This window comes from Mesorhizobium sp. NZP2234 (assembly GCF_013170765.1).
Lineage (GTDB): Bacteria > Pseudomonadota > Alphaproteobacteria > Rhizobiales > Rhizobiaceae > Mesorhizobium > Mesorhizobium loti_D.
In genome coordinates this window covers 2850077-2874832 of sequence record NZ_CP033364.1, presented here as the reverse complement: position 1 = coordinate 2874832, position 24756 = coordinate 2850077, and the positions used below count along the sequence as shown (strand labels likewise).

Genomic DNA, 24756 nt, shown 5'->3' with positions numbered 1-24756 from the left:
CCGCTTTATCAGCCCCTCAATAGCGCATCGCATCCAGATCGGCGATCAGCGTCGGGCCGGTCGGATGCCAGCCGAGCCGGGCCTGGGTCAGGGCGCTCGAGGCAGGCAGGTCCATGGGGGCGAACATCGCCATCCAGCCGAAATGCTCCGCCGCCTTTTCCGGCGGGATCGAGACGACCGGCAGGTTGAGGCCGCGGCCAAGCGCCTCGGCGATGGCACGCACTTCGACGCCTTCCTCGCCGACCGCGTGATAGCGCGCGCCCGGCTGGCGCTTTTCCACCGCGAGCCGATAGAGCCGCGCCGCGTCCAGGAGATGCCCCGCCGAATAGCGGTTGCGGCCTTCGCCGACATAGGCCGAGACGCCTTTCTGCCGCGCGATCTCGATGAGCGGCGAGATGAGCCCCTGCTTGACCGGATTGTGGACCTGCGGCAGGCGCACCACCGACACATTGACGCCTGCCTCCAGCAAGGCATTGCCGGCGAGTTCCGAGGCGATACGGGGATTGGGATGGCTGGCGTTGAAGACATCCTCGACGGCCAATTGGCCATGTCCGGGGCTGCCCATGCCGACGCCCGACGTGATCACCAGCGGCCGGTCGGAGCCGGCCAGCGCCGCGCCGAGGGCTGCGATGACATGGCTGTCCTTTTCGCAGTTCTCGACGAACCGCGAAAAATCATGGTCGAACGCCGTGTGGATCACGGCATCCGCCTTCGCCGCGCCGTCGCGCAGGCCCTCCGGCTCTTCGAGGGTGCCGCGATGCACTTCGGCGCCCGCGGCGGCGAGCGCCTCGGCGCCTGCCTCGGAGCGCGTGACGCCGACCACCTGGTGGCCGGCCTGGATGAGTTCGGGAACGAGCGCCGAGCCGATGAAGCCGGTCGCGCCGGTCAAAAAGATACGCATGCAAATCTCCTGCGGTTGCCTGCGTAATATCAACGGTCTATTATTCCATTAAAGTAGTGACCTTATCATGGTATAATCTTTAACAGGGTGCCTGACAGGATGCCTTCCCCCGGTTCGCTCGCAGCCTTCCTGAAGGACCGGCGCACCCGGCTCGACCCGGCGTCTTTCGGCTTTGCCGGCCGCCGGCGCACGCCGGGGCTGCGCCGCGAGGAGGTCGCCCAGCGCGCCAACATCAGCCCGACCTGGTACACATGGCTGGAACAGGGCCGCGGCGGCGCGCCCTCGGCCGACGTGCTGAACCGCATCGCCAAGGGGCTGCTTTTGACCGAGGCGGAGCGCGAACATCTCTTCATGCTCGGGCTCGGCCGCCCGCCCGAGGTCCGCTACCGGGGCGACGAGGGCGTCAGCCCCCGGCTGCAACGCCTCATCGACACGCTCGATGCCAGCCCGGCTCTGGTCAAGACAGCGACCTGGGACGTCGTTGCCTGGAACCGCGCCGCGGAGGTCGTGCTGACCGACTATGGCACCATCCCCGCCGGCCGGCGCAACATCCTGCGCTTCATGTTCCTCACGCCCCACATCCGCGCCAAGCAGCACGATTGGCAAAACCTCGCCCGTTTCGTGGTCGGCGCCTTCCGCGCCGATGCGGCGCGTGCCGGCGCGGTCTCCGAGGTCACCCAGCTGGTGGACGAACTGTGCAACGGCAGCCCCGAATTCGCCACCCTGTGGCGGGAGAACGACGTGCTCGCCCATGGCGACGGAACAAAGCGCCTGAAGCACCCGGAATTGGGGGACATAGAGCTGGAATACTCGTCCTTCGCGGTCGACGGCAGGCCGGATTTGAACCTGACCGTCTACAACCCGATCGACAGCAAGATCGCCGACCGCATCCGCGCGCTGGCCCGGTGCCTCAAAGCGCAAAGCCTTTAGACAGTCACCCGCGGCAACGACACTGCCGGCACTTGCCTGGCAGCCGACTGGCCGTCAACGCCGCCTAGACGTTCTTGTCCTCTTGCCAGGACCCGACGTAGAAGTGACCGAACAGGAGACACAGGCAACATGGTGGGCGACACGAACCTTCGGGCTGGACAGTGCCATTGCGGCGCGGTGCGTTTCGAGGCGACGCTCAGCGACGGCTTCGATTCGATCCGCCGCTGCACCTGTTCTTACTGCCGTATGCGAGGCGCCGTCGTCGCCATGGCTGAAATGGGCGGGGTCAAGATCCTCCAGGGGGAGGATGCCCTGACGACATATCGCTTCCATACCGGATCGGCGCAGCACTTCTTCTGTTCCCGCTGCGGAATATACACACACCACCAACGACGCTCGAACCAGAACCTGTATGCCGTGAACGTGGCTTGCCTGGACGGGGTAAGCCCATTCGATTTCCCGGAGGTGCCTGTCATGGATGGCGTCAATCATACGAACGACACCGGCCGGCCGACGCGCCGGGCAGGCACCCTGCGCTTCATCCCGGCTGACTGACCGCCGTCATCAGTGCCCTTCGCAGACCGTCTTCAGGATCCGCAAGGTCGGCCCCCAATAGAGATCGGCATGCGGGCGGATCGCCGGTTCGGCGAAGTCGCTGAGCGTCAGCGTCAGCAGCGTTCCGCCGTCGGCCGGCGCCAGGGCGAAACTGACCAAGGTGTGGTTCTCGGGCAAATCCGCCAGGCGCGAGGCCGACAGCGTGCTCCAGTAGCTGTAGGCGAACCGCCTCTCCGGCTCGAAGGCGCGGACCGTGCCATGGTTCTCGAACTGCATGCCGTGCAGCAGCCCGCGTATCACGATCGTACCGCCTTCATGTCCTTCGAGGCTGACGGTCAGCTCCTCGTCCGACATCCATTGCGGGATCATTCGAGGCGTCGTCAGCACCCGCCAGACCTTCGCCGGCTCGGCATCGATGGCGATCGCCTTGACGATCGGCGCGGCGCCGGCGGAACCGTTCACGGGTACACGGTCCGCGCGGTTGCGGCAGCGATGGTGCCGGGACCATGCCGGGCGTGGCCGGCCGTCAAAGCGACCGCATTCGCGCGCCGCATCATCCGACAGATCACACTTGCAAGATCCGGCCCTGGAGGGTAGCGAGGCACCATCCCGCACCCATCCACACAGGTAGACAGCTGACTGCGTTTTGCGCCTATGCCGGCCTGTTCCTGAGCGCCCTGGTCGCGGCCACGATCCTTCCTGCCCAGTCCGAGGCCGTTCTGGCCGTCATGCTGGCCAGCAAGGCCTATTCGGCCCTGCTGCTGCTCGCCGTCGCCAGCGCGGGAAATGTCCTGGGCGCCGTGATCAACTGGTTCCTTGGCCGGGAAGTCCTGCGCTTCGCGGGTCGCCGCTGGTTTCCGGTCACGCCGGCCGCCCTTCAATCCGCCTCGAAATGGTACCATCGCTACGGCAGATGGTCGTTGCTGGCCAGTTGGCTGCCGGTTGTCGGCGACCCGCTCACGGTCGTCGCCGGCGTGTTGCGCGAACCGTTCTGGAGCTTCCTTGTCCTGGTCACGATCGGCAAAACGGCGCGCTACGCGGTGCTGGGCTGGATCGTCCTCAGTTGGACATGACAACGAACCGCTTGCCGGTGACCTCCCCGACAGTGTCATTGCGCCGGCTCGGGCGCCAGCACCAGCGCGATCTCCCGCGCCGCCTCCGCCGCGTGGCGGCGCACGGTGGCAAGGTCGAGCATGCTGTAGGTGGTCGCCACATAGGGCACGGTGAGTGCGGCGACCGACTGGCCGAACGGCCCGATGACCGGAAAGGCAAGATCGATGACGCCAGGCTGCAGCCCGTCCGCCACCTCCTCATGACCGGCGGCGCGGATGCGGGCAAGCGCATCGTGCATCTCCGCCTTTTCGTCAGGGATACCAGAGGCTTGCAGCCATTGGCTGATTCTGTCTTGCGGCTGGAACGCCATCAGCGTGCGGCCTGTCGCGGTGCCGAACAGCGGAAATTCGGCGCCGACGCGGACACGGAAGCCGAACGCCGCCGGGCTTTCCACCTGCGCCAGGATCAGCACCCTTCCGGCATTGTGGACGCCGAGATTGCAGGATTGCTGGATGGCGTCGGAGAGCCGCCGCATCGATGGCAGCGCCGCCTGGACGAGGCCACGCAACGGCTCGTGCCGGTGCGCCAGTTCGAAGAGGCGCGGCGACAGGAAATAGAGCCCGGCCGGGCGGTCGCGGAAGATGTAGCCGCGCCGCTCCAGCGCCTGCAGCACGCGGTAGATCTGGTGGATGGAGCGGCCGACCGCTTCGGAAATCTGGCCCTGGTTCAGCCCGTCCTTCTGCTCGGCCAGCAGTTCGATGATGTCGAACGCCTTTTCCAGGGCCGGTACCGAATAATCCGGCGCTTCCGCGGTCTTGCCAGCCATGCCCCACAACCTTCCCGGATCATCCAGAATCAGGGGCCTAGTATAGTTACAAGGCGGCCCCCATCGTAGCCATCATCAGCCGGGCGATGCGCCGGTTGATGTCGTCGGGGACGGGCTGCGCGCCCCCCACCAATCCCTCACCCCTGGCCACCCGCTCCAGCGACAGCGCCTGCAGCATGAAGCCGATATCCATGGATTCGATCGAATTGCCCTTCGGCTCGACGCCGGCAAGGTTGAACATGCGCCCCTCGGCCACGAGGATGACATGGCGTCCATTGGCAAGGTCGAGGCGCCGCAACGTGCCGTCCAGGTCCGTCGCGGACGTGGTCATGGCATTGAGGCCTTCGGTGTCGATCTCCCACGGGAAATGCCCGGAATTGGCCAGCACCGCGCCGTCCTGCATGACGGCGACCGCTTGCGCCGGCAGCACGCCGGCGCGGCCGGTGGCGGTGATGAACACTTCCGCCCACGGCGCGAGGTCGGCGAGCGGCGCCACGCGGTAGCCGTCAAGTGCCGCCTCCAGCGCCTTGATCTCGTCGATCTCGACGATGGCCACGCGGCCGCCCAGCGCCCGCAAATATTGCGCGATGCCGCGCCCGCACCAGCCGTAGCCGATGACGCAGAAGCGCCGGCCGGGGATCATCAGGTTGGTGATGCGCATGAAGCTCTCCACCACCGATTGGCCGACCGCGTGCTTGTTCTCGCCGATCGCCTTCAGCGGGCTGTCGTTGATGACGATGGAGGGGAACGGCACCTTGCCGGCCAGTTCGCCGCGCAGCCGGTCGCCGCCCGAGGTCGTCTCCTCGGTGCCGCCCAGTATGGATGCAGCCCTGCCCCGCTCGACGATGCCGGAGGCGAGGTCGGCGCCATTGTCGAGCAGCATGTCGGGCCGCGCGTCCAGCACCCGCGCCAGATTGGCGTGATGGTCGGCGAGCGAGTCGGCGCGGCGGCCGAAAATGCCGATGCCCTGGCTCTGCAGGAAGGCGACGACATCATCCTGCGTCGAGCCGTGATTGCCGGTGCCGACGATCTCGGCGCCGCCTTCGGCCAGCACCTCGAGCAGCACCGCCGTCTTGGGCTCGACATGCAGCGACACGCCGATGCGCCGGCCGGCAAATGGCCGCGTGCGGCGGAATTCTCCGCGCAGTCCGGCCAGCAACGCCATGCGCGAACGGATCCAGGCGATGCGGGCGCCACCGCGCTCGACCAGCTCGGGGGTCGCCGGATTGGCCTGGGCGTGGGTCATTCGAAGTCTCCGATCACGATTCAGATTCAGCACTTGCAAAAAAGTTTTTTGCATGTGACAAATCTTGCAGAGGGTCGTCAAGCCCCCACGAGAAGGGGCAACGGACAGCAGCGCGGCGCGCCCCAAGGCGTTCGGCGCGCCATCGGCTTTGCATGTGAAGGGGTACGAAATGGGAAATCTGGATATAGCTGTCGTCGCCATCTATCTCGTGGCGGTCACCGGCATCGGGCTGTTCTTCGCCCGCTCGATCAAGACCGAGGAAGACTACATCGTCGCCGGCCGGCGCATGGGGCCGCTGTGGCTGACCATCTCCGCCTTCGCCTCCTGGACGGGCCTGGCCGGTCTGTTCGGCACGCCCGAAATGGTCGTGCGCTACGGCATATCGGGCACCTGGTGGTGGTTCACCTTCCCGATCGGCCTGCTGTTGATGGGCATCTTCCTGGCCAAAATCGTGCGCCAGCGCATGCATGTGACGACGCCCGACATCGTCGCTCGGGATTATCCCGATTCAGTGCGTGTCGCCGCCTCGCTGGTGACGAGCTGGAACTATCTCGCCTGGGCGGCGGCTCAGGTGTTCGGCATCTCCATGGTGTTCACCCTGTTCTCCGGCATGGATCCGAAGACCGGCGCCATCGTCGCCTTCCTCGTCGTCATCGTCTACACCATGCTCGGCGGCTTCCTCGCCGTGGTGGCGACCGACGTGCTGCAGGCAGTCATCTTCCTCATCGTCATCGGCGTGGTGGCGCCTCTGTTCGTCATCTTCGGACCCGGCGTCCCGCACATCTATGAAGCGACCAGGGACATTCCCGGCTTCTACAATTTGTTCGCCAACGTGCCGCCGGCGACGCTGTTCGTCTGGTTCCTGCTCCTGCCCGCCGGCTTCATCGACACGATCGGCTTCCAGCGCGTCTTTTCCGCCAACTCGCCCGACACGGCGCGCCGGGGCATGATCAACGGCTTCCTCGTCATGGCCGTGTTCGGCGTCATCCTCACCTTCCTCGGCGTCGCCGCCAAGGCGCTGCTGCCGGCCGACACCAACCCGGTCAACGCCATGCCCGACCTGATGGTGCAGCTTCTGCCGCATGGCGTCATCGGCGTGCTGGTCGCCGCCTTCCTGGCGGTGGCGATGTCGACGGCGAGCACGACCCTGCTGGTGACAGCCACCACGCTGCAGCGCGACGTGATCTCGCGGCTGCGCCCCGATGCCAGCGACCGGGAAAGGCTGTGGACCAGCCGTATCCTGCTGCTCGTGCTCGGCCTCATCGCCCTGGTCGTGGCGCTCAGCGTGCCCGGCATCGTCACCATCCTGATGCTCGGCTTCTCGGTCTATGTGCCGGGCCTGCTGCTGCCGGTGCTGTCGGCCACCTTCGGCTGGCGCATTCCGTCCTGGTCGATGCTGGCGACCATCGTCATCGGCTCCGGCTCGACCGCGATCCTGGTGCTGCTGGGCGAACCGGGCGGCATTCCGGCCTCGCTGGTCGGCTTCATCCTCTCGGTCGTTCCCTTCGTCGCGGGACTTGTCACGCGATCGGAAAGGCAGCCGGCCTGAGCCAGCGAAAGACCCGGAAAAGCAATAAGATAAGGCTCCATCCTGAATCAGTGCGGGATGGAGCCCCGATGCGGAGAAACCAATGCTGAAGACCACTTTCGACAGGCTTCCAAGTGCCGACCAGGCGCTTGTCACCGCCGCGGCGCAAGCGCGCGACAAGGCCTACACGCCCTACTCCAACCACAAGGTCGGCTCGGCCGTGCGCACCGCATCGGGCCGGCTTTTCGCCGCCTGCAATGTCGAGGTCGTCACCCTGCAGCAATCGGTCCATGCCGAGCGCAACGCCGTGATGCAGATGGCGGCGGCGGGCGAGCGCCAGATCGAGGCCATCGTCTGTCACGGTCCCTATTCGGGCGTGCCCTGCGCCGAATGCCGGCAGGTGATCTGGGAGTTCTGCTGCGACGATCCGGAGGTCAAGATCATCGGTTCGACGCTGGACGGCGAGATCGAACTGATGACCATCGGCGAGATCTATCCCAGCCCCTACGGCCCGGGCACCAAGGGCATCGACCCGCGCAAGTTCTGAGGCGGGAGGCGCGCCCTCCCGCCAGGTCACTTGCGGACCACCTTAGGCAACCGCACATTTCACCGCCGAGCGGGACACGTATGTGCTGGGCGAGGCACTCGACGGCCGCATGTCATCCCGGCATAGCCCCGGACAGGAAGCGTGCGCTATCGACCCGGATGCCCGAAAATGCGCGATGTCGATGTCCTCTGCCGCTGCATCGGCGCGTTCATCCTGGCGGCCGATCCGGAGTCCTGGACAGGCGTCTGAGCCGGATTCCGTATCATCCCTTGTGTTCGAACACCGCCCCGTAATGATACGGCGGCAGATCAACCATTCGCAGAAGCCGGAAACCGGCAGCCTCCAGCACCGCCGACACCGCTTCAGGTGACATGCGCATCTCCGTCCTGGGCCCGCGCGGCTGACCAAGCACGGTCGTTTGCTCTCGCGGCAACTGGTGCCAATTGACCAGCGCGAACAGGCCGTGCGGCTTGAGCGTACGGGCGACGGCCTTGACGAGGGCCGGCTGATCGGGCACCCCGTGGAAGGTGTTGGCGATCAGCACGAAGTCGACCTTTTCAGGGATGAGATCCGCGACGTCGCCGGCATCCGCGACGATCCACTTCAGGACCGAAACGCCGAGCCGCTTCACCTCGGCCTTGGCCGCCACGATCATGTCCGGGTCGAGGTCGAGCGCATAGACACGGCCGCCGACGATTTTCGCAAGCGGTGCGGTGAAATAGCCGTCGCCGCAGCACAGGTCCAGGGCCGTCATGCCTGGCTCGACGCCCAACGACAGCAAGAGGCCCGACGGGTCTGGCCAAAGCGCCTCCCACCAATCGCGGTCGGGCATGGAGGTGGCGGGAAACATTCCAGTCATGGGCGGACGCTTTAGAGCAATTCCAGGAAAAGTGTTAGCGGTTTTCCGTCTGGAATTGCGTCAAAACAAAGAGTTAGAGCGGTTCGCCGTTTCCATGAAACGGTGAAACGCTCTAGAATTGCGCTGGGGGACAGCTTTGACCGGCACACAGCCAAAGGCAACGCCTCCGTTGCCGACGGCGGGTCGAACCGGCGAAATCCGCCCGAACATTGTCGCCCCGACACCAAAGGCAGCCCCCGACATGGATTCTGATGACTGGGGCACCGGCCCGGTCATCCAGCCGCGTGTGGCGCGACCGCGGCCGTGCCGCTCTGCGCACCCTTGCGCGATTGCCGGCTGATCAACGCGATGGCGGCGAAGGCCGCGATCCCGAACAGGCCGACCACGACATTGAGCCACAGAGCCGGCAGGACGCCGAGGCCTGATATCATCAGCGTCAGGCCGAACGGGGCGAAGGCGGAACTGAACTGGCGCGCCGCCGTGATCCAGCCGACATGGGAACCGAAGCGCTCCTGGCCGAACAATTCGAGCGGCAGCGTGCCGCCGACAATGCTCATCAGGCCCGAGCCGAATCCGAAAAGCACGGCAAACAGCATGGCGCCGGGAACGGAGGGCGCCGCCACCAGCAGCACCGCGAGGCCGCCGGCCAGCGCGGCGGTCGCTCCGAGCGCCAGCGATGTCTGCGACAGGCCCCGGCCGAACAGCATGTTGACCAGCCGGCTCGCCACTTGCGACGGCCCAAACAGGCTGGCGACCAGCACCGAGGCCCCGCCGAGACCGACCAGTGTGAGCAGCGGCACCATCCGCACAAGGATCGCTGAAAGCACGAACCCCTCTATGGCAAATCCGGCCAGCACCAGGATGAACAGAGGCGACCATCGCCGGTCGGGCGCGGCGGCCGACAGGCTTGATGTCGCCGGGATGACCCTCTCCCGCGGCTTGCCGGTGCGGCGCGAGAGCCGGGCCAGCCACCAATGGATCGGCAGGCAGACAAAGGCGTTGAGCGCGGCAAAGAGAACCAGCACCTCACGCCAGCCGAGATGCTGGTGCAGCAGCGTCGTCAAGGGCCAGAACAAGGTCGAGGCGAAGCCGGCGATCAAGGTGAGATGGGTGATGCCGCGACGCGCCCCGCCGAGCTGCACGATGGCGACGAAGGCCGTGCTGTAGAGCACGAAGCAGGAGGCAAGCTCCATGGCCAGCACGCCGATGGCAAAGCCGGCACGCCCCGGCGCCAGCCCGCACAACAGCAATGCGCCGGCCGCGGCCAGCGATCCCGGCACCATCAGGCGCCCTGCCCCGACCCGGTCCGCGAGGCTGCCCGCGAACGGCGACAGGATGGCGCTCGCCAGCAGCGACACCGACAGCACGGCGAACACCCATTGCTGCGACCAGGCGAGTTCCGCCGCCACCGCCGGCGCCAGGATGCTGTAGCTGTAGTAGAGCGTGCCGTAGCCGATGATCTGCGTGGCGCCCAGCGCCCAGATGGCGGAAGCGGGGATCTTGCCGTCGCTCACTCGGCGGCTTCCATCTTGCCGGTGCCTGCGCAGCCGCAACCGCCTTTGCCGGCGGCCTTGGCGTCGGCATCCGCCGCGCAGCAGGCATCGGTCGCCGCCGGCGCTGGTCCGCCGCAACAGCCCTTCGACAAGCGGCCCGCCGGCACCGTGCAGACGCCGGTTTCGGGCAGCACCAGCTGCACCATGTCGGCCGCCGCCATGTCGCCGGCGATCGCCGCCGCGACCGAGCGGACCTGTTCGTAGCCGGTCAGCAGCAGGAAGGTCGGCGCCCGGCCATAGCTCTTGATGCCGACCGTGTAGAAGCCGGGCTCCGGATGGCTGAGCTCGCGGTGGCCATGCGGCGGCACGTCGCCGCAGGAATGCTCGTTGGGGTCGATGAGCGGACCAAGCGCCTTGACGCTTTCCAGCCATGGATCGAGATCGAGCCTGAGCTCCCGGGTCAGCGACAGGTCCGGACGCTGGCCGGTCGCGGCGATGATGCGGTCGACAGGCCCCAGTTGCATCAGGCCCTCCTCGCTTTGCCCCGCCACGACCAGCCGGCCATCGCGCTCGCTTATCGCAAGCGTCGCAAAGCCCGTCACCAGCCGAACGCGACCGCTTTCGGCAAGGTCGCGCACATCGGCGCCGAGTTCGCCGCGCGCCGGCAACTGGTCGGCATCGCCGCCGCCATAGATGCGCACGAGGTCTGTTCCGCGCACCGCCCAGATGAAAGCCGTGCCGGGCTCGTCATCCGCCAGCCTGGCAAGGTCGAGCAAGGCGTTGGCCGCCGAGTGACCCGAACCGGCAACCAGCGTCGTGCGGCCGGCATGGAGCGCACGGTCGCGGCCAAGGATATCGGGGATGCCGTAGGCGATGCGGTCGGCAAACTCCGCCTCGCCTTCCGCCTCGATGCCGCCGGCGCCGAGAGGATTGGGCGTGCGCCATGTTCCGGAGGCGTCGATGACGGCCCGTGCGCTGTCGCGCCTGGTGCCGTCGGCGGTCTCGACAACGAGCATGAAGGGCCGCGTCCCGCGCTCACTGCCGCGCACCTTGTCGGCGCCCCAGCGCGATATGGCCACGACACGCGCATTGGTCTCGATCGCCGGCGCAAGTTCCGCAAGCCTGGCAAGCGGCTCGAGATAGTGCGCGACAAGTTCATCGGCGGTGGGAAAGGCTTCCGGGTCCGGCATCCGCCAGCCATGGCTTTCGAGCAACCTGCCGGCCGCCTGATCGATGCAATAGCGCCATGGCGTGAACACCCGGACATGGCCCCAATCCCGCAGGCTGGCCGCGACACCGCTGCCGGCTTCATAGAGCTTGACCGGCAGGCCCCGCGCCATGAGATGAACGGCGGCCGCCAGCCCAACCGGACCGGCGCCGATGACGGCGATTGGCGGATCGTCTCGCGTGGCCATAGCTTCCATCCTTCCGGTATTATCGAAATAAAGGCAAAAAATCAGGCGGCCGCGTCATCCGCCGCCGGATTGCAAGCCGCATCGGCGCAGCATTCGTCGGCCAGGAAGCCGATGAGATCGTTCATCATGGGATAGTTGGCGCGGCAGATCAGCGTCGTCGCCTGCCGCTCCTGGCTGACTAGCCCGGTGAGGATCAGGCGGTGCAGATGGTGCGACAGCGTCGAGGCGGCGATGCCGAGGCTCTCCTGCAGGAAGCCGACCGGCCGGCCCGCTTCGCCGGCCCTCACCAGGAGACGATAGAGGTTCAGCCGCGTCGGATTGCCGAGCGCTTCCAGCTGCTTCGCTGCTTGTTCGAGTTTCATGGAAATAGCATGCGGCCGGCGACAGGACTCGTCAAGGGCTATTTCGAGAAATATCGAAATAGCAAGTCAGACGACCCGCTTGCCGCCGGCATCGACGACAACCTCGCCGTCCTCCTTGGTGAACGGGCCGATGTCTGGATTGGGCAGGATATCGAGCACCCTTTCGGATGGCCGGGCCAGCACGACGCCGAGCGGGCTCACCACGATCGGCCGGTTGATCAGGATCGGATGCGCCAGCATGAAATCGAGGATTTCGTCGTCGCTCCATTTGGGGTCGCCAAGGCCGAGCTCCGCATAGGGCGTGCCCTTCTCGCGCAGCAGCGCGCGCGGCGTCATCCCCATTGCCGCGATCAGCCCGACAAGCTTTTCGCGCGACGGCGGGTTCTTCAGATACTCGATCACCTCCGGCTCCTCGCCGGACTGGCGGATGATCGCCAGCGTGTTGCGCGACGTGCCGCAGGCCGGGTTGTGATAGATGGTGATGGTCATTGCGGGGCCCTCTCGCTGGATGCGGCGTGGCGGACGGCACTCCCCCGCTCGTACCAGCCTTTGCTTCGGTTCACGATCCACACCACGGAAAGCATGACGGGAACCTCGATCAGCACGCCTACCACGGTTGCGAGCGCCGCACCGGAGTTCAGCCCGAAAAGCGCGATCGCCGCCGCGACCGCCAATTCGAAGAAGTTGGACGCGCCGATCAAAGCCGATGGTCCGGCCACGCAATGCCGCTCGCCGGACAGCCGGTTGAGCATATAGGCAAGACCGGAGTTGAAATAGACCTGGATCAGGATCGGTACCGCCAGCAGCGCTATCACCAACGGCTGGGCGATGATCTGCTCGCCCTGGAAGCCGAACAGCAGCACCAGCGTCGCCAGCAGGGCAATCAGTGACAAGGGCTGCATGGCAGCCAGCAGCGCATCGAGCCCGCCCTGCCCCTTGGCCGCCAGCAGGCGCCGGCGGATCAGTTGAGCGACGAGCACCGGCAGGATGATGTAAAGGGCAACCGACAGCACGAGCGTGCCCCATGGCACGGTGATCGCCGACAGTCCAAGCAGCAGCCCGACGATGGGCGCGAAGGCAACGATCATGATCGCGTCGTTGAGCGCCACCTGCGACAGCGTGAAGTTCGGCTCGCCGCGCGTAAGGTTGGACCAGACGAACACCATGGCCGTGCACGGTGCGGCTGCGAGAATGATCAGTCCGGCTATGTAGGAATCGATTTGCGCGGCTGGCAACCAGGACCGGAACAGCCAGCCGATGAAGAGCCAGCCCAGCAGCGCCATGGAAAACGGCTTCACCGCCCAGTTTATGAACAGAGTGACCCCGATCCCGCGCCAATAGGTGCCGACACTGGCCAGCGAGGCGAAATCGACACGTAGCAGCATCGGCACGATCATCAGCCAGATCAGCACCGCGACGGGAATGTTGACCTTGGCGATCTCGGCGGACGCGATGGCGCCGAACGCACCCGGGAGCGAATGGCCGAGGACAACACCGGCGACGATGCACAGGGCCACCCACACCGTGAGGTATTTTTCGACGAAGCCGATGCTCGGCTGCGCCGTTTCGCCGGCATTCAGGATGTGATCCGACATCGCTATTCCTCCTGGGCCGGCCGGCCTTGGCCAGGCTTCCGCCGATCTCGTCCAGCCGCTTCCGCGGGGCGAACCGACCACCTCAACATTTGCAGGTCACGGCCTGGATGATCGGCTGGCAAAGCTCCGGCGCGCCATTGCAGCAATCCTCCATCAGATAGGCCAAGAGATCGCGAAACCCGGTCATGTCGGCCGTGTAGCGGATGCTGCGGCCCTCGCGTGCGGCATGCACCAGCCCGGCCTGGCCGAGGATTTTCAGATGCGCCGACATGGTGTTCTGCACAATGCCCAGTCGCGTCGCGATCTCGCCTGCCGGCACCCCCTCGGCCCCGGCCCGAACCAACAGCCGGAACACCTCCAGCCTTGTTTCCTGACCGAGCGCGGCGAGCGCCAGCAATGATGTTGTCTTGTCCATGAATCCATATATCCGGATTTATGGATTAATAGCAACCGACGATGACGTTGATATGACAGCCAAGGCTCACGCCTTGCGCTGGGGCGCGGTCGAGCGTGGTTCGCTGAGATGCGGGCGCCAGCCATGCACGCGGTCCCGTCCGGCGGCCTTGGCGCCGTAGAGCGCCTCGTCGGCGCGCCGAAGGAGATCGGCGATCTCGATATCAGCGCTGCCGTCGAACGTGCCGACCCCGATGCTGACGGTGACAACGCCCTTTTCGCTGCCGGCATGCGCGAGCCCGAGGTCGCGCACCCTGGCCCGCAGCGTTTCGGCGATGACGAAGGCGCCCCTTGCGTCGGTTTCCGGCAGGACGAGCGCGAACTCCTCGCCGCCATAGCGGGCCGCCGCGTCGGCTGGCCGCCGCGCCGTCGCCTCGATGCAGCGGCTGACGGCGCGCAGGCATTCATCGCCCGCCGGATGGCCATAGTGGTCGTTGAAGCGCTTGAACCAGTCGACATCGATGATGAGCAGGCTGACCGGCGCCATGGTGCGCCGGCCGCGGCCGAATTCGCGCGCCAGCGCTTCGTCGAAGGCCCGCCGCGTCAACAGTTCGGTCAGCCCGTCGCGGTGCGCCAGAAGGTTCAGCTTCTCGTTGGCCGCCAGCAACTCGGCCTCGACCTGCTTGGCCTCGGTGATGTCGGAAAACACACTCAGGCTGCCGCCATCGCCAGTCGGCCGGGTCCGCACGTCGAGCCAGCGGCCGTCGGCGAACCGGACCTGGCGATGGTTGGCAACCGTCTGCATGGCCATGATGTCGGCGATCCACTCCTCGACCGCATCGGGCGGCGTGACGCTTTCGCCGCGCGCCGCCGAGGCGCGCAGAATATCGCGGTAGTCGGCGCCGGGCACCCTTATGTCGGCCGTTTTCGGAAACAGGGCGCGGTATTGGGCGTTGCACAGCACCAGCCTGCCGTCCGGGTCGAACATCACCAGCCCGTCCGCCATATGCGTCAGCGCGTCTCCCAGCCTGGCCTGGCTTTCCGCCAGTTCGGTCTCCAGCCGCTTGCGCAGGGTGATGTCGCGATTGTGCGTGATCAGGCCGATAACCGCCCCGGCCTTGTCGCGGAACGGCGCTTTCAGCGTCGCCAGCCAGGCATCGGTGCCATCCTCATGAAGCAAGCGCTGCTCGATGGTGGAGGAGACGCCGGATGCCAGCACCGCAAGCTCGTCCTCGCGGAATTCCCGCGCCGTTTCAGGCGGATAGAAGTCGAAATCCGTCTTGCCGATGAGTGCCTTGGTATCAGCCGCTTGCATCAACTCGGCCGTTGCGGGATTGGCGGCGATGAACCGCCCATCGAGGTCCTTGACGTTGAGGCAGTCGGGCAAGGTCTCGACCACCGCCTTGAAGATGCGCCTCGACCGAAGCGCCTCGATGCGCCGCCGCTCCTGGTAGATCGCCAGCCCCGACATCGCCACGGAGACAAAGATGAGCAGGCTGGACGGGAACACCACCTTGGGCAGAACCGTCTCGATGACGGACCGCGGCAGGACGCTGAAGCCAAGCAGCGATCCGCCCGCGGCGGCGACGCCCAGGATCATGATATCGCCCATGCCGGGCGAACGGCCCCTGAGCGCAAGATTGCCGACGATGCCGACCAGCATGGTGACCGCGATGCCGACCGCGCCGGCAAAGGCGCCGACACCGCCCTCGAAGGTCCGGTAGGCGCCGGCCATGACCCCCGCGACGATACCGGCGACAGGACCACCGAAGAAGCCGGCAACGGCAATCATCGTCGCCCTGAGATCGACCAGGACGCCCGGCTGCAACTGCATGGGCGTCAGCATCAGGATGATGGCGCCGGCGCCCATCAGCAGGCCGAAGGCCGTGGCCTTTACAGCGGCCGGCCTGCGGTCCAGCCACACATGCGTGTGGATCCAGACCGAAACGAACATCGCAACGACCGCGAGATTGGCCAGCAATTCGGACCAGGGCGAACCCATGGCTGGTCCTTTCCTTATACCGGGCTTTCGCCGGATCGGCTCTTCGATAGGCCCTCAATGACAACAAAGTGTTACATCAGGCATTTGACCTTTGGTCGAAAGAGACCGTGGCGGGCAAATTCCGGCGGCTTGCATCAAACCTTGCGGCAGAAGCATGTCAGCGCTCCCCGCGATAGCGGTGCTACGACATTCGCGGTTTCATGCGGGCAAGCAGAATCTTGGCCAGCGCGGGGTAGTTTTCATCGAAGTGATGTCCGCCCTTCATTTTCAGCGTCTGGATCCCCGCAAGCAAGGGATCGGTGCAGGCCGTGTCATCCTCGTCCTCGCCATAGACGCACAGCAGCCGGTCGCGCGGAATTGTGGCGATCGCCGGTGCGACGACATGGTCGCCTCCACCGCCGAGCCAGCTACCAACGGTCACCTGGAAGGTAATCGTCTTTTGGGTGGCGAGGAGGCCGACAAACCGGATGCGATCCTTTATCCGCTTCGGCAGCAAGGTCCAGGCGAACGGAAAGACATCGGCGCCAAATGAATAACCATAGACCGCAACGGACATTTTGCCCGAGGGATCAGCGCGGTCGATCATGGATACGGTATCGTTTGCGATTTGTCGTGGTGTGCGTTCCGCCCAGAAGTAGCGAAGCGAATCGATGCCCACCACATGAACGCCGTGTTTGCTCATCTCATCGCCGATCACCTTGTCGAGGTCGCGCCAGCCGCCGTCGCCTGAAAAGAACAGCACAAGGGAATCTGGCTTCGAACTGGCGGGGATATCGATGGTCGGCAGGTCATTTGACGATGCATCGCTGGCGGCGATCGAAACCACGGCTTCAACCGCCGCGTCGAGGCGGCCGGACACGCTATCGACAACAACCGCCTTTGCCCGCATCGCATTGTCGGACGATTGCGTGGAAATACCCGCAAGCGGTGCGGCCGAAACCAGTGTCGCGGGTGAGGGCAAGTCCGCGTCGAGGGCATAGTTGAAGCCGCCCGCCGGATCCGGCGTCGGTGCGGCGCCGCCCGGGCATGTTGGCAGCGGCGTAACCAGGCTGCGCGTCGGCTCGAGCGCGACGGCGCCGGCCAGTGTCGTCACCGGTGCATCGGCCAACGCTGCATATGCGAGCGTGCCTCCTTCGCCGATACCCGCCACCACCGGATGAAAATAGCTGGTGCCGCCGGTGGCGCGGATGGCCGCCTTGGAAAGCGCCTCCAGATCGGACCCGAGATACATGCACTCGCCACCGGCCGCGCTCAGCCTCTTGCGATATTTTTCGAGGTCGACCGGCAGCACGATCAAGCCCTTGTCAACCAGGGCGGCCGCCAGATCGACGTCACGCTGACCAATGCCGCCTTTTTGCGAGAACAGGATGACCAGCCCCACCGGATCCTGTTGCGGCAGCTGAACGGGAACATCGACCAGACGCTCGGCGGAAACGCGGATCTGGCGCGGGACGGCCCGTGTCCGGTTGAAATGCAGCGCCAGGCCAAGGCCGGCAGCGACGACCAGAGCCGCCAGAACCAAGCTCGCGCGGCTCTTCGTCATCTGCGCGAAATACGCAATCATTTCCGAACGAGTTCCATCGGACCGCCGCCGATCAGAGTGGTGACATCGAACAAGGATCGTATGGTGTCCAGTCCGGGCGGGCATATGAAATAATGCGGGGTCCAGACGGGATCGAACTTGTCCTTGAAAGCCTTGAGCCCGTCGAAACGATAAAAGGTCTGGCCACGCCGGTAGAGAAAGGACCCGAACCGGTTCCACCGGGAAGCCAGCCGGCCCGCGGACAATCCCGAAAGCGGTGCCGCGCCCAGATTGAACCAGCGATAACCCTGCGACTTGCCATGAAGAAGCAGTTTGGTCAGCAACGCGTCCATGACGATCTTGGGCGAGTCAGGCGCATGGCGCATCAGGTCGACGGTCAGTTCGCTTTTGTCGGCGCTGCCCCACAAATTGGCAAAAGCGATGATGCGGCCCTGCCAACGAATGACGGCCATGTCAAATCTGCTGACATAGTCGTCTTCGAAATAGCCCAACGAAAAACCCTTCTCGGAGCTTGCCTTCATCTGGAGCCAGGCATCCGACACCTCTCGCAATTGGCCAAGAAGCGGTCTCACATTGGCGGCTTCGACGATCTCGAAAACCAGACCATCCTTCTCGGCGCGTCGGTTGGCGTAGCGCAGCGGCTGGCGGCGTGGGCCGTCGAGGTTGAAAGCCGCCAAGTCGACGCGCGCGACCTCGCCGAGCTTCAGCGCGACGAGGCCCATGTCCAGGTACATGGGCAATTGGTCAGGTTGCACACCGTAAAAGGCCGTACGGACCGCGCAACGGTCGGCGAGGTCGTGAAAGGCCCAGGCGAGCTTGCTGTCGCCCGCGACAGGCCCGATCGGCCCGCCGAGCGCGATAAGGCTGCCGCCCGAGCGCGCATACATGATGAAGCCCCGGCCGTCCGGCGACATCAGGAATTGCTTGTCGCCGAGCATTGCCAGAGCCGCATGGGTCACGTTCGAGGCGGCGACGATCGCGCTGACGGCCGTAGGGATTTCGGCGCGCTGTTTGCGGTCGATGGCTTTTCGATTGATGGCCGTGTGAAGCGCCGCCGCTGCCGTAACGATCAGGATCACGATGCTGGCGCGCAGGAAGCGCGGGGCGTCGCCGTCGACGGCAAATTGCCAGAACAGTTGATTGGAATAGTCTATGTCGCGATAGCTGAAGAACCCAAGCCAGATCGAGATGGCGACGATGCTGATGACGCTGGCGAGCCAGCCCCATGACAGCGTTCCGATCCCCTCGATCGGGCGGCGATAGAAAGCCTTGCGGAAGCTGATCAGGACTGTCGACAGGATCAGGAGGACGCTCGCATCCTCCCAATTCAGACCCTTGCCGATCGAAAAGGCGGCTCCCAGGACGAACAGAATGAGCGAGGCCGCCCATGCCTGCTGAAGCCGCCGCGCCAGCCCCCGCGCAAGGATCAACATTGCAATGCCGGCGAAGCTGGCCGCCAGGTGCGAGACCTCAATGAATGGCAGCGGCAGCAGGTCGGACAGGAGGTCGAGGCGTTCGGCAGTACCTGGAATGGAACTCGAAAACAACAGCATTATCCCGCCCAGGAAGGTCGCGCCGGCGGCAAGCGGCGGGATGAGAGGCTCCAGGACGCGGCCTGCGTAGAGCACCCGCTGCGACACTTCGGCGTGCCGCGCGTAGATCTCGAACGACAGGACACCGATGGCGGCAACCAGAAAGGGCAAAAGCGTATAGATGATACGGAAGGCAAGAAGAGCTGCGATAGCATCCGGATTGTTGCCCAGGCCAAGGCCGGCGATCATCGATGCCTCGAAGGCGCCGAGACCGCCTGGAGCGTGGCTGGCGATGCCGATGATGGTCGCCACGACAAAGACAAGCGCAAAGACAGCTGGACCGGTGGTGACCGTCTCAGGCATCAACACGTAGAGCGTTCCGGCGGCGGCGCAGACGTCGACCAGGCCGGCCACGATCTGTGTCAGCGCGCCGCGTGAATTGGGCAATTTGATGGAAAACTTTCCCATCGTCAGCGTGCGTTCGCCGCGCGACAGCCACCCGACCAGCAGACCAACCGAAAGCATCAGTGCGATGCCGAGCGTCAAGCCCAGGCGAGGATCAAGCTGGTCGACAAACGGTGTACGAGCCGGGTCAAGGACCAGGGCAAGAGCGATCATCACGGTGAAAGCGAACCAGATCGCTAGCCACGAGGTGGCGATGATGCGACCGATATCGGACAAGGCGATGCCTTCGCCGGCATAGATGCGATAGCGCAGCATCCCGCCTGTCAGCAGCGAAAAGCCCAGCGCATTGGAGATGGCGTAGCCCGCGGCACCGACGCATGCCGACAACAGCTTTGGGACGCGGCCTGGCGCGATCGTCTCCACAGCCACGACATCGTAAAAGGCGACAGCGGCAAAACTCAAAAGTGTAAGTGCAAGTGCGACCAGGAGGTGCTTGCCGGGGATGCTTCGCGCCGATTGCAGGACATGGTCGAGCGAAAGGTCATTCAAGAACCGCTGCAGCACCACCACGGTGATTGCCGCTATGGCCACGCCCGCGACGGGCATGGCAAAATGCTGGTAGCGCCCCCAGAAGCCGAACATCTGCAAGCGCGCATCCCGTGCGGTCATCGGATCGGCTGTTGGATCCAGAGCGCTCGGATTGGGGAATTCAGGCTTCGGAATCATACTGTTCAAAAAGTCCTCGGTCTTGTCGGAGCTCGCGGGACTCACGATAAGGGTTTTCAAGATTGATGCTCGCTGGGGCCGGACGTTTGCAGGCAAGGCCCGCCTTCGGCAGCGAGACTCCCGTATCCTTCATCCCGAAAGCCCATGGCTCAACGGGCGCTTCCCAGCTTCCTCGCCTAACGTTCTTGTCGCTTTTGTGTCCCTAAGCGCCGGCTGCAATACAGATGACGGCGTTCGCCGGGGCATTTACAGCACGACGACGACAGCACTACGACGAATGAACGACGGTATAGGTCGTCTCAATGGTGGGAGGAACAGCGGACCGTGCGGCCGGGACTCTTCGAGTGAAGCGAGAAACGACATCGCCATGACGGTGTTGCCGACGAAGCCTCGGCATGGTCGCAACAAGCGCAACGATCGGTATCGCGACGATTGCAAGCGCCACGCTCAGAACCGGCACGAACACAATTCGAAAGGTTTTCGCGATCCTGTTCATTGAAACGACTCCATTCCCCCGAAACAATGGACCTTTGAAATTTCCCCCGCATTGCCGCTGGCATAAATATCCGTAAGGTCCCTTCGACAGGTCGGGCACGAAAATATGAGAAAGGCTCGCTTTCCTTCATCGCCACTTCGGTTCGACGAGGCAAGCATGCGACAGGCGAATCTCCGGGCAAGACAGCCGGCACACCCGGCGCCACGATGCCCGCCCGTCACCCCCAGCGCATCGTGCCGACAAAGTCGATGAAGGCGCGCAGCGGTGCCGGCGTGAGGCGGCGGCCGGGATAGTAGAGGAACGGCCCGGAAAATTCCTGCCACCAGGGCTCCAGCACCGGCTCCAGCCGGCCATCGTCGAAATAGGGCCGCAGCCAGTCCTCGAACAGCGAGACGATGCCGCCGCCGGCAACCGACACCTCGAGCGCAAGGGCCATTGCCGTGCCGGTGCTGACCAGCAGCGGGCCGGTCGGTTCGACGCTCACCACCTCGCCGTCGCGTTCGAATTCCCAGGCCGGCGTCAGGCCGCTGGCGAAGCGGCCGCGCAGGCAGGCATGGTCGAGCAGGTCGCGCGGGTGCTCTGGCCGGCCGCGCCTGTCGAGATAGGCCGGTGCGGCTCCGGTGGCGAAGCGCTGCCGGCGCGGGCCGATCGGCACGGCGATCATGTCCTGCTCCAGCCGCTCGTCATAGCGGATGCCGGCGTCGCAGCCGCTCGCCAGTATGTCGACGAAACTGTCCTCGGCTGTCACTTCCATGCGGATCTCGGGATAGGCGGCGAGGAACGGCGGCAAGAGGCGCGGCAGCACCAGTTTCGCCGCGACGACAGGCACGTTGAGCCGCAGCGTGCCGGCCGGGCGTCCGCGAAAGCCATTGACCACGTCGAGCGCCGCCTCGACCTCGCCGAGCGCGGGACCGAGCCGCTCGAGCAGCCGGGCCCCGGCCTCGGTGGGCGCCACGCTGCGCGTGGTACGGTTGAACAGCCGCACGCCGAGCCCGTTCTCCAGCCGCCGCACCGTTTCGCTGAGGCTGGAGGCGCTGACGCCGCCCAACCGCGCCGCTTCGCGAAAGCCGCCGGCGCGCGCCACCGCCATGAACGCCTGGAGGTCGCCGAGATCCGTCGCCATTGTTCGCCTTTCCGCACAGGGTGTGCCGATTGCACCATATTATCGTGCAGGCGCGCTTTGTCTACATTGGGCCGATCCAAAGGAGATCAGACCCATGACCGACATCAGCAAGGCCGGAACCTTCAAACTCGGCGACCGCACCGTGAAGCGCCTCGGCTACGGCGCCATGCAACTGGCGGGACCGGGCGTCTTCGGTCCGCCGAAAGACCATGGCGGCGCCCTCGCCGTGCTGCGCGAGGCGATCGCCAGCGGCGTCGACCACATCGACACATCGGATTTCTATGGCCCGCACGTCACCAACCAGATCATCCGCGAGGCGCTGCACCCCTACCCCGCCAACCTCACCATCGTCACCAAGATCAGTGCCCGGCGCGGCGCCGACGCATCGTGGCTCCCCGCAATGTCGCCGCCGGAGCTGACCCAGGCCGTGCATGACAATCTGCGCAATCTTGGCCTGGACGTGATCGAGGTCGTGAACCTGCGCTCCATGCATGGCATCCATGGCCCCGCCGAAGGATCGCTCGAGCCGCAATTGAACACGCTCGCCGAATTGCAGCGCAAGGGCCTGGTGCGCCATATCGGCATGAGCAACGTCACCCGCGCCCAGATCGCTCAGGGGCGCGGCATCGCCGACATCGTCTGCGTGCAGAACCAGTACAACATCGCGCATCGCGAGGATGACGCGCTGATCGACGAGCTGGCCGCCGACGGCATCGCCTATGTGCCCTTCTTCCCGCTTGGCGGCTTCACGCCGCTGCAGTCGGACACGCTGGCCAATGTCGCCCGCAAACTTGGCGCGACCCCCATGCAGGCGGCGCTCGCCTGGCTGCTGCAGCGCTCGCCCAACATCCTGCTCATCCCCGGCACTTCGTCGGTCGGCCATCTCCGTGAGAACCTTGCGGCGGCCGAACTCGACTTGCCTCGCGAGGCGATCGATGTGCTGAACGGGATCGGCGGCGAAGCCGAGCAAGCGGCATAAGGCGGTTCCCGCTGCCGGTCGGCAGCCTACCGGCTGCCGATCTTGGCGATCCTTGTCAGCGGATCGCAATAGATGCCGTAGAGCGTCTGCAGGATTCGCTCGACCTCCACCGATGCCAACCGGTAGTAGACCTGCTGGGCGTCGCGCCTCGTGTCCACGAGCTTGAGCGCGCGCAACTTTGAAAGCTGCTGCGACAGCGCCGACTGGTTCATCGCAACCAGTTCGGCCAGTTCGTTCACGCTCGTCTCGCCGTCCAGCAGATGGCACAGGATCATCAGCCGTTTTTCATTTGCCATCGCGGCGAGCAGTTCGGACGCTTCGCGCGCCTGCTTGTCCAGTTCGGCTATTTTTATGTTGCGCATATGAACACATTATCATATTAAGAGTTACAAATAATATTAGCCTGACGCCGGCGTCTGTCAAGCCGATGGATCGATGCGCTGGAGAGTCACGCCAGCGCGCTCGTTTGATCCGCATCAAGTCGCGGCCGGCCACAACGGCGCAGGATCAGCCAATGCCGTTCCCTGCGTGGGAACCGCAATGTCGGCGTTGCGCCAAAGGCCACGCCGCGAAGGAGGAAGAGCATGGCGCATGTTGTCGTCCTTGGTGCCGGACTGGGGGGCACGATCATGGCCTATGAGCTTCGCGACGAACTGGCCGGGGAACACAAGGTCTCCGTAATCAACAATGGCAGCCACTATTCATTCGTGCCATCCAACCCCTGGGTCGCCGTGGGCTGGCGCGACAGGCAGGCGGTCGAGATCGACCTTGCTCCGGTGCTAGCCCGGCGCAACATCGGTTTTCATCCGCAAGGAGCCAGGCGCGTCCACCCGGCCGAACGCACGGTGGAACTCAACGACGGCTCATCCGTCTTCTATGACTATCTGGTGATCGCCACCGGCCCCGAACTCGCTTTCGACGAGATCGAAGGCCTCGGGCCGGAGCACAACACCCAGTCGGTCTGCCACATCGACCACGCACTCAAGACCAGGGAGGCCTTCGACGCGCTTGTCGCAAGGCCGGGTCCGGTCGTCATCGGCGCGGTCCAGGGCGCGTCCTGCTTCGGGCCCGCCTACGAATTCACCTTCATTCTCGACAAGGCGTTGCGCGACGCCAGGGTGCGCGACCGCGTGCCCATGACCTTCGTCACCTCGGAACCCTATATCGGCCATCTCGGCCTCGACGGCGTCGGCGACACCAAGGGCCTGCTCGAGAGCGAGATGCGCCAGCATCACATCAAGTGGATCTGCAACGCCAGGGTCGACAAGGTCGAGCCCGGCAAGATGTTCGTCCAGGAAATCGCCGACGATGGGTCGGTCAGGCAGGCGCATGAATTGCCGCACGCCTTTGCGATGATGCTGCCGGCCTTCCGTGGCGTGGCGGCGGTGCGCGGCATCGAGGGCCTTACCAATCCGCGCGGCTTCATCGTCGTCGACAAGCACCAGCGCAACGCGGCCTTCCCCGAAATATTCGCGGTCGGCGTTTGCGTCGCCATCCCGCCGATCGGCAAGACACCTGTACCGGTAGGCGTGCCCAAGACCGGCTTCATGATCGAATCCATGGTCACGGCGACGGCGCGCAACATAGGCCGGCTGGTGAAGGGCGAGGAGCCCGATGCCCAGGGCACGTGGAATGCGGTCTGCCTCGCCGATTTCGGCGATTCCGGCGTCGCCTTCGTGGCGCAGCCGCAGATTCCGCCGCGCAACGTCAACTGGTCGTCCTCCGGCAAATGGGTGCACACCGCCAAGGTCGGCTTCGAGAAGTATTTCCTGCACAAGATCAGGACCGGCAAATCCGAGCCCTTCTACGAGCGCCTCGCACTGCAGGCGCTGGGCATCGACAAGCTCAAGCAGATCAAGGTCGAGGCGGCGCCGGATGTACCGGTTGCCTGACCGGGGCAAGCCACCGCGGCTGGCCCTCGGGCGGACTGCGGCTGGCGGCCCAAACGAAGGCCCGCAACCGCCGGCGGAAAAGTCGGCGCCACCCCTTGCGGCCAATTACAACATTCATATATTTGCATATGATCATATACAAATGGAGATGACGATGTCCCTTGACCGTTCCGTTCTCGCTTTCGCCGGCACCATGGTGCTTTTGTCCGTGGTGCTTACCGCCTTTGTCTCGCCGCTGTTTGTCTGGCTGACGGTCTTCGTCGGCTTGAACATGCTGCAATCGGCGTTCACCGGCTTCTGTCCGGCGGCGATGGTCTTCCGCAAGCTCGGCGTCAAGCCGGGATGCGCATTCTAA

General features: G+C 65.1%; 25 protein-coding genes. 8 read left to right on the top strand and 17 right to left on the bottom strand.

From position 1 onward, the window contains the following. Positions 1 to 16: 16 nt before the first annotated feature. The gene (locus EB230_RS14160) at positions 17 to 901 is read right to left on the bottom strand and encodes an SDR family oxidoreductase (protein ID WP_172372794.1); all 885 of its coding nucleotides are present in this window, start codon (positions 899 to 901) and stop codon (positions 17 to 19) included. A gap of 99 nt (positions 902 to 1000) precedes the next feature. On the opposite strand from EB230_RS14160, the gene EB230_RS14155 reads away from it, so the two are divergent. Next, complete coding sequence (locus tag EB230_RS14155; RefSeq protein WP_172372792.1) at positions 1001 to 1831, top strand: helix-turn-helix transcriptional regulator; 831 nt, start codon at positions 1001 to 1003, stop codon at positions 1829 to 1831. A 129-nt stretch (positions 1832 to 1960) separates the two neighbouring features. Beyond that, the gene (locus EB230_RS14150; RefSeq protein WP_172372790.1) at positions 1961 to 2386 is read left to right on the top strand and encodes a GFA family protein; all 426 of its coding nucleotides are present in this window, start codon (positions 1961 to 1963) and stop codon (positions 2384 to 2386) included. Positions 2387 to 2395: 9 nt separating this feature from the next. Here the strand turns inward: EB230_RS14150 and EB230_RS14145 are convergent, their stop codons facing one another. Next, entirely contained in the window at positions 2396 to 2848 is a 453-nt protein-coding gene (locus EB230_RS14145; RefSeq protein WP_172372788.1) for an SRPBCC domain-containing protein, read from the bottom strand. 173 nt (positions 2849 to 3021) lie between these two features. Here EB230_RS14145 and EB230_RS14140 point away from each other — a divergent pair, with 173 nt between their 5' ends. Further along, positions 3022 to 3459, top strand: coding sequence for a YqaA family protein (locus tag EB230_RS14140; RefSeq protein ID WP_246738983.1), 438 nt, complete (start codon positions 3022 to 3024; stop codon positions 3457 to 3459). Between the two features lie 35 nt (positions 3460 to 3494). Here the strand turns inward: EB230_RS14140 and EB230_RS14135 are convergent, their stop codons facing one another. Then, complete coding sequence (locus EB230_RS14135; RefSeq protein WP_056571047.1) at positions 3495 to 4265, bottom strand: IclR family transcriptional regulator; 771 nt, start codon at positions 4263 to 4265, stop codon at positions 3495 to 3497. Positions 4266 to 4311: 46 nt separating this feature from the next. Further along, complete coding sequence (locus EB230_RS14130; protein ID WP_172372784.1) at positions 4312 to 5511, bottom strand: adenosylhomocysteinase; 1200 nt, start codon at positions 5509 to 5511, stop codon at positions 4312 to 4314. Positions 5512 to 5680: 169 nt separating this feature from the next. Here EB230_RS14130 and EB230_RS14125 point away from each other — a divergent pair, with 169 nt between their 5' ends. Both EB230_RS14125 and EB230_RS14120 read left to right on the top strand, forming a co-directional pair. After that, positions 5681 to 7060 (top strand): sodium:solute symporter family protein, encoded by a 1380-nt coding sequence (locus EB230_RS14125; RefSeq protein ID WP_172372782.1) that lies wholly within the window; start codon positions 5681 to 5683, stop codon positions 7058 to 7060. A gap of 82 nt (positions 7061 to 7142) precedes the next feature. Further along, entirely contained in the window at positions 7143 to 7586 is a 444-nt protein-coding gene (locus tag EB230_RS14120) for a cytidine deaminase (RefSeq protein WP_172372780.1), read from the top strand. Positions 7587 to 7848: 262 nt separating this feature from the next. Here the strand turns inward: EB230_RS14120 and EB230_RS14115 are convergent, their stop codons facing one another. The 12 genes from EB230_RS14115 to EB230_RS14060 form a co-directional block, all read right to left on the bottom strand. Further along, positions 7849 to 8445, bottom strand: a complete 597-nt coding sequence (locus EB230_RS14115; RefSeq protein ID WP_056571041.1) for a class I SAM-dependent methyltransferase — start codon at positions 8443 to 8445, stop codon at positions 7849 to 7851. A 272-nt stretch (positions 8446 to 8717) separates the two neighbouring features. Then, positions 8718 to 9959: an arsenite efflux MFS transporter ArsK gene (gene arsK / locus EB230_RS14110; RefSeq protein WP_172372778.1), complete on the bottom strand. Its 1242-nt coding sequence runs from the start codon at positions 9957 to 9959 to the stop codon at positions 8718 to 8720. Then, entirely contained in the window at positions 9956 to 11353 is a 1398-nt protein-coding gene (locus tag EB230_RS14105) for an FAD-dependent oxidoreductase (protein WP_172372776.1), read from the bottom strand. The genes arsK and EB230_RS14105 overlap by 4 nt, the downstream gene beginning before the upstream one ends. Before the next feature lie 41 nt (positions 11354 to 11394). After that, positions 11395 to 11715, bottom strand: coding sequence for a metalloregulator ArsR/SmtB family transcription factor (locus EB230_RS14100; protein WP_172372774.1), 321 nt, complete (start codon positions 11713 to 11715; stop codon positions 11395 to 11397). Between the two features lie 66 nt (positions 11716 to 11781). Then, entirely contained in the window at positions 11782 to 12204 is a 423-nt protein-coding gene (gene arsC / locus EB230_RS14095; RefSeq protein WP_172372772.1) for an arsenate reductase (glutaredoxin), read from the bottom strand. Then, positions 12201 to 13265: an ACR3 family arsenite efflux transporter gene (gene arsB / locus EB230_RS14090; RefSeq protein ID WP_162258924.1), complete on the bottom strand. Its 1065-nt coding sequence runs from the start codon at positions 13263 to 13265 to the stop codon at positions 12201 to 12203. Before arsB ends, arsC begins: the two co-directional genes overlap by 4 nt. 127 nt (positions 13266 to 13392) lie before the next feature. Further along, positions 13393 to 13725, bottom strand: a complete 333-nt coding sequence (locus EB230_RS14085; RefSeq protein WP_056571031.1) for a helix-turn-helix transcriptional regulator — start codon at positions 13723 to 13725, stop codon at positions 13393 to 13395. A gap of 66 nt (positions 13726 to 13791) precedes the next feature. Continuing rightward, a complete protein-coding gene (locus EB230_RS14080) occupies positions 13792 to 15705 on the bottom strand; it encodes a diguanylate cyclase (protein ID WP_056571029.1) in 1914 nt (637 codons plus the stop codon). A 181-nt stretch (positions 15706 to 15886) separates the two neighbouring features. After that, entirely contained in the window at positions 15887 to 16594 is a 708-nt protein-coding gene (locus EB230_RS14075) for an AcvB/VirJ family lysyl-phosphatidylglycerol hydrolase (protein WP_246738982.1), read from the bottom strand. A 671-nt stretch (positions 16595 to 17265) separates the two neighbouring features. Then, a complete protein-coding gene (gene mprF, locus EB230_RS14070) occupies positions 17266 to 19854 on the bottom strand; it encodes a bifunctional lysylphosphatidylglycerol flippase/synthetase MprF (protein ID WP_172372770.1) in 2589 nt (862 codons plus the stop codon). 325 nt (positions 19855 to 20179) lie between these two features. Next, positions 20180 to 20407, bottom strand: coding sequence for a hypothetical protein (locus tag EB230_RS14065; protein ID WP_172372768.1), 228 nt, complete (start codon positions 20405 to 20407; stop codon positions 20180 to 20182). A gap of 217 nt (positions 20408 to 20624) precedes the next feature. Beyond that, complete coding sequence (locus EB230_RS14060) at positions 20625 to 21530, bottom strand: LysR family transcriptional regulator (RefSeq protein WP_172372766.1); 906 nt, start codon at positions 21528 to 21530, stop codon at positions 20625 to 20627. A gap of 94 nt (positions 21531 to 21624) precedes the next feature. Here EB230_RS14060 and EB230_RS14055 point away from each other — a divergent pair, with 94 nt between their 5' ends. Continuing rightward, the gene (locus EB230_RS14055) at positions 21625 to 22509 is read left to right on the top strand and encodes an aldo/keto reductase family oxidoreductase (protein ID WP_172372764.1); all 885 of its coding nucleotides are present in this window, start codon (positions 21625 to 21627) and stop codon (positions 22507 to 22509) included. A 26-nt stretch (positions 22510 to 22535) separates the two neighbouring features. Here EB230_RS14055 and EB230_RS14050 read toward each other — a convergent pair whose 3' ends face one another. After that, positions 22536 to 22871: a metalloregulator ArsR/SmtB family transcription factor gene (locus tag EB230_RS14050; protein WP_172372762.1), complete on the bottom strand. Its 336-nt coding sequence runs from the start codon at positions 22869 to 22871 to the stop codon at positions 22536 to 22538. Between the two features lie 222 nt (positions 22872 to 23093). Here EB230_RS14050 and EB230_RS14045 point away from each other — a divergent pair, with 222 nt between their 5' ends. Together EB230_RS14045 and EB230_RS14040 are read left to right on the top strand one after the other, a co-directional pair. Further along, on the top strand, positions 23094 to 24401 hold the full coding sequence (locus tag EB230_RS14045) for an FAD/NAD(P)-binding oxidoreductase (RefSeq protein WP_172372760.1): 1308 nt from the start codon (positions 23094 to 23096) through the stop codon (positions 24399 to 24401). Positions 24402 to 24555: 154 nt separating this feature from the next. Further along, entirely contained in the window at positions 24556 to 24756 is a 201-nt protein-coding gene (locus EB230_RS14040) for a DUF2892 domain-containing protein (protein WP_140685429.1), read from the top strand.

What these genes read in the sequence shown, in the direction of transcription:
- EB230_RS14055 (WP_172372764.1), top strand. Translation starts at nt 21,625, where the DNA reads ATGACCGACATCAGCAAGGCCGGAACCTTCAAACTCGGCGACCGCACC.
- EB230_RS14045 (WP_172372760.1), top strand. Translation starts at nt 23,094, where the DNA reads ATGGCGCATGTTGTCGTCCTTGGTGCCGGACTGGGGGGCACGATCATG.
- arsC (WP_172372772.1), bottom strand. Translation starts at nt 12,204, where the DNA reads ATGACCATCACCATCTATCACAACCCGGCCTGCGGCACGTCGCGCAAC.
- EB230_RS14065 (WP_172372768.1), bottom strand. Translation starts at nt 20,407, where the DNA reads ATGAACAGGATCGCGAAAACCTTTCGAATTGTGTTCGTGCCGGTTCTG.
- EB230_RS14105 (WP_172372776.1), bottom strand. Translation starts at nt 11,353, where the DNA reads ATGGCCACGCGAGACGATCCGCCAATCGCCGTCATCGGCGCCGGTCCG.
- EB230_RS14135 (WP_056571047.1), bottom strand. Translation starts at nt 4,265, where the DNA reads ATGGCTGGCAAGACCGCGGAAGCGCCGGATTATTCGGTACCGGCCCTG.
- EB230_RS14075 (WP_246738982.1), bottom strand. Translation starts at nt 16,594, where the DNA reads ATGCGGGCAAAGGCGGTTGTTGTCGATAGCGTGTCCGGCCGCCTCGAC.
- EB230_RS14130 (WP_172372784.1), bottom strand. Translation starts at nt 5,511, where the DNA reads ATGACCCACGCCCAGGCCAATCCGGCGACCCCCGAGCTGGTCGAGCGC.
- EB230_RS14160 (WP_172372794.1), bottom strand. Translation starts at nt 901, where the DNA reads ATGCGTATCTTTTTGACCGGCGCGACCGGCTTCATCGGCTCGGCGCTC.
- EB230_RS14040 (WP_140685429.1), top strand. Translation starts at nt 24,556, where the DNA reads ATGTCCCTTGACCGTTCCGTTCTCGCTTTCGCCGGCACCATGGTGCTT.
- EB230_RS14155 (WP_172372792.1), top strand. Translation starts at nt 1,001, where the DNA reads ATGCCTTCCCCCGGTTCGCTCGCAGCCTTCCTGAAGGACCGGCGCACC.
- mprF (WP_172372770.1), bottom strand. Translation starts at nt 19,854, where the DNA reads ATGACCGCACGGGATGCGCGCTTGCAGATGTTCGGCTTCTGGGGGCGC.
- EB230_RS14060 (WP_172372766.1), bottom strand. Translation starts at nt 21,530, where the DNA reads ATGGCGACGGATCTCGGCGACCTCCAGGCGTTCATGGCGGTGGCGCGC.
- EB230_RS14080 (WP_056571029.1), bottom strand. Translation starts at nt 15,705, where the DNA reads ATGGGTTCGCCCTGGTCCGAATTGCTGGCCAATCTCGCGGTCGTTGCG.
- EB230_RS14125 (WP_172372782.1), top strand. Translation starts at nt 5,681, where the DNA reads ATGGGAAATCTGGATATAGCTGTCGTCGCCATCTATCTCGTGGCGGTC.
- EB230_RS14100 (WP_172372774.1), bottom strand. Translation starts at nt 11,715, where the DNA reads ATGAAACTCGAACAAGCAGCGAAGCAGCTGGAAGCGCTCGGCAATCCG.
- EB230_RS14085 (WP_056571031.1), bottom strand. Translation starts at nt 13,725, where the DNA reads ATGGACAAGACAACATCATTGCTGGCGCTCGCCGCGCTCGGTCAGGAA.
- EB230_RS14050 (WP_172372762.1), bottom strand. Translation starts at nt 22,871, where the DNA reads ATGCGCAACATAAAAATAGCCGAACTGGACAAGCAGGCGCGCGAAGCG.
- EB230_RS14150 (WP_172372790.1), top strand. Translation starts at nt 1,961, where the DNA reads ATGGTGGGCGACACGAACCTTCGGGCTGGACAGTGCCATTGCGGCGCG.
- EB230_RS14115 (WP_056571041.1), bottom strand. Translation starts at nt 8,445, where the DNA reads ATGACTGGAATGTTTCCCGCCACCTCCATGCCCGACCGCGATTGGTGG.
- EB230_RS14120 (WP_172372780.1), top strand. Translation starts at nt 7,143, where the DNA reads ATGCTGAAGACCACTTTCGACAGGCTTCCAAGTGCCGACCAGGCGCTT.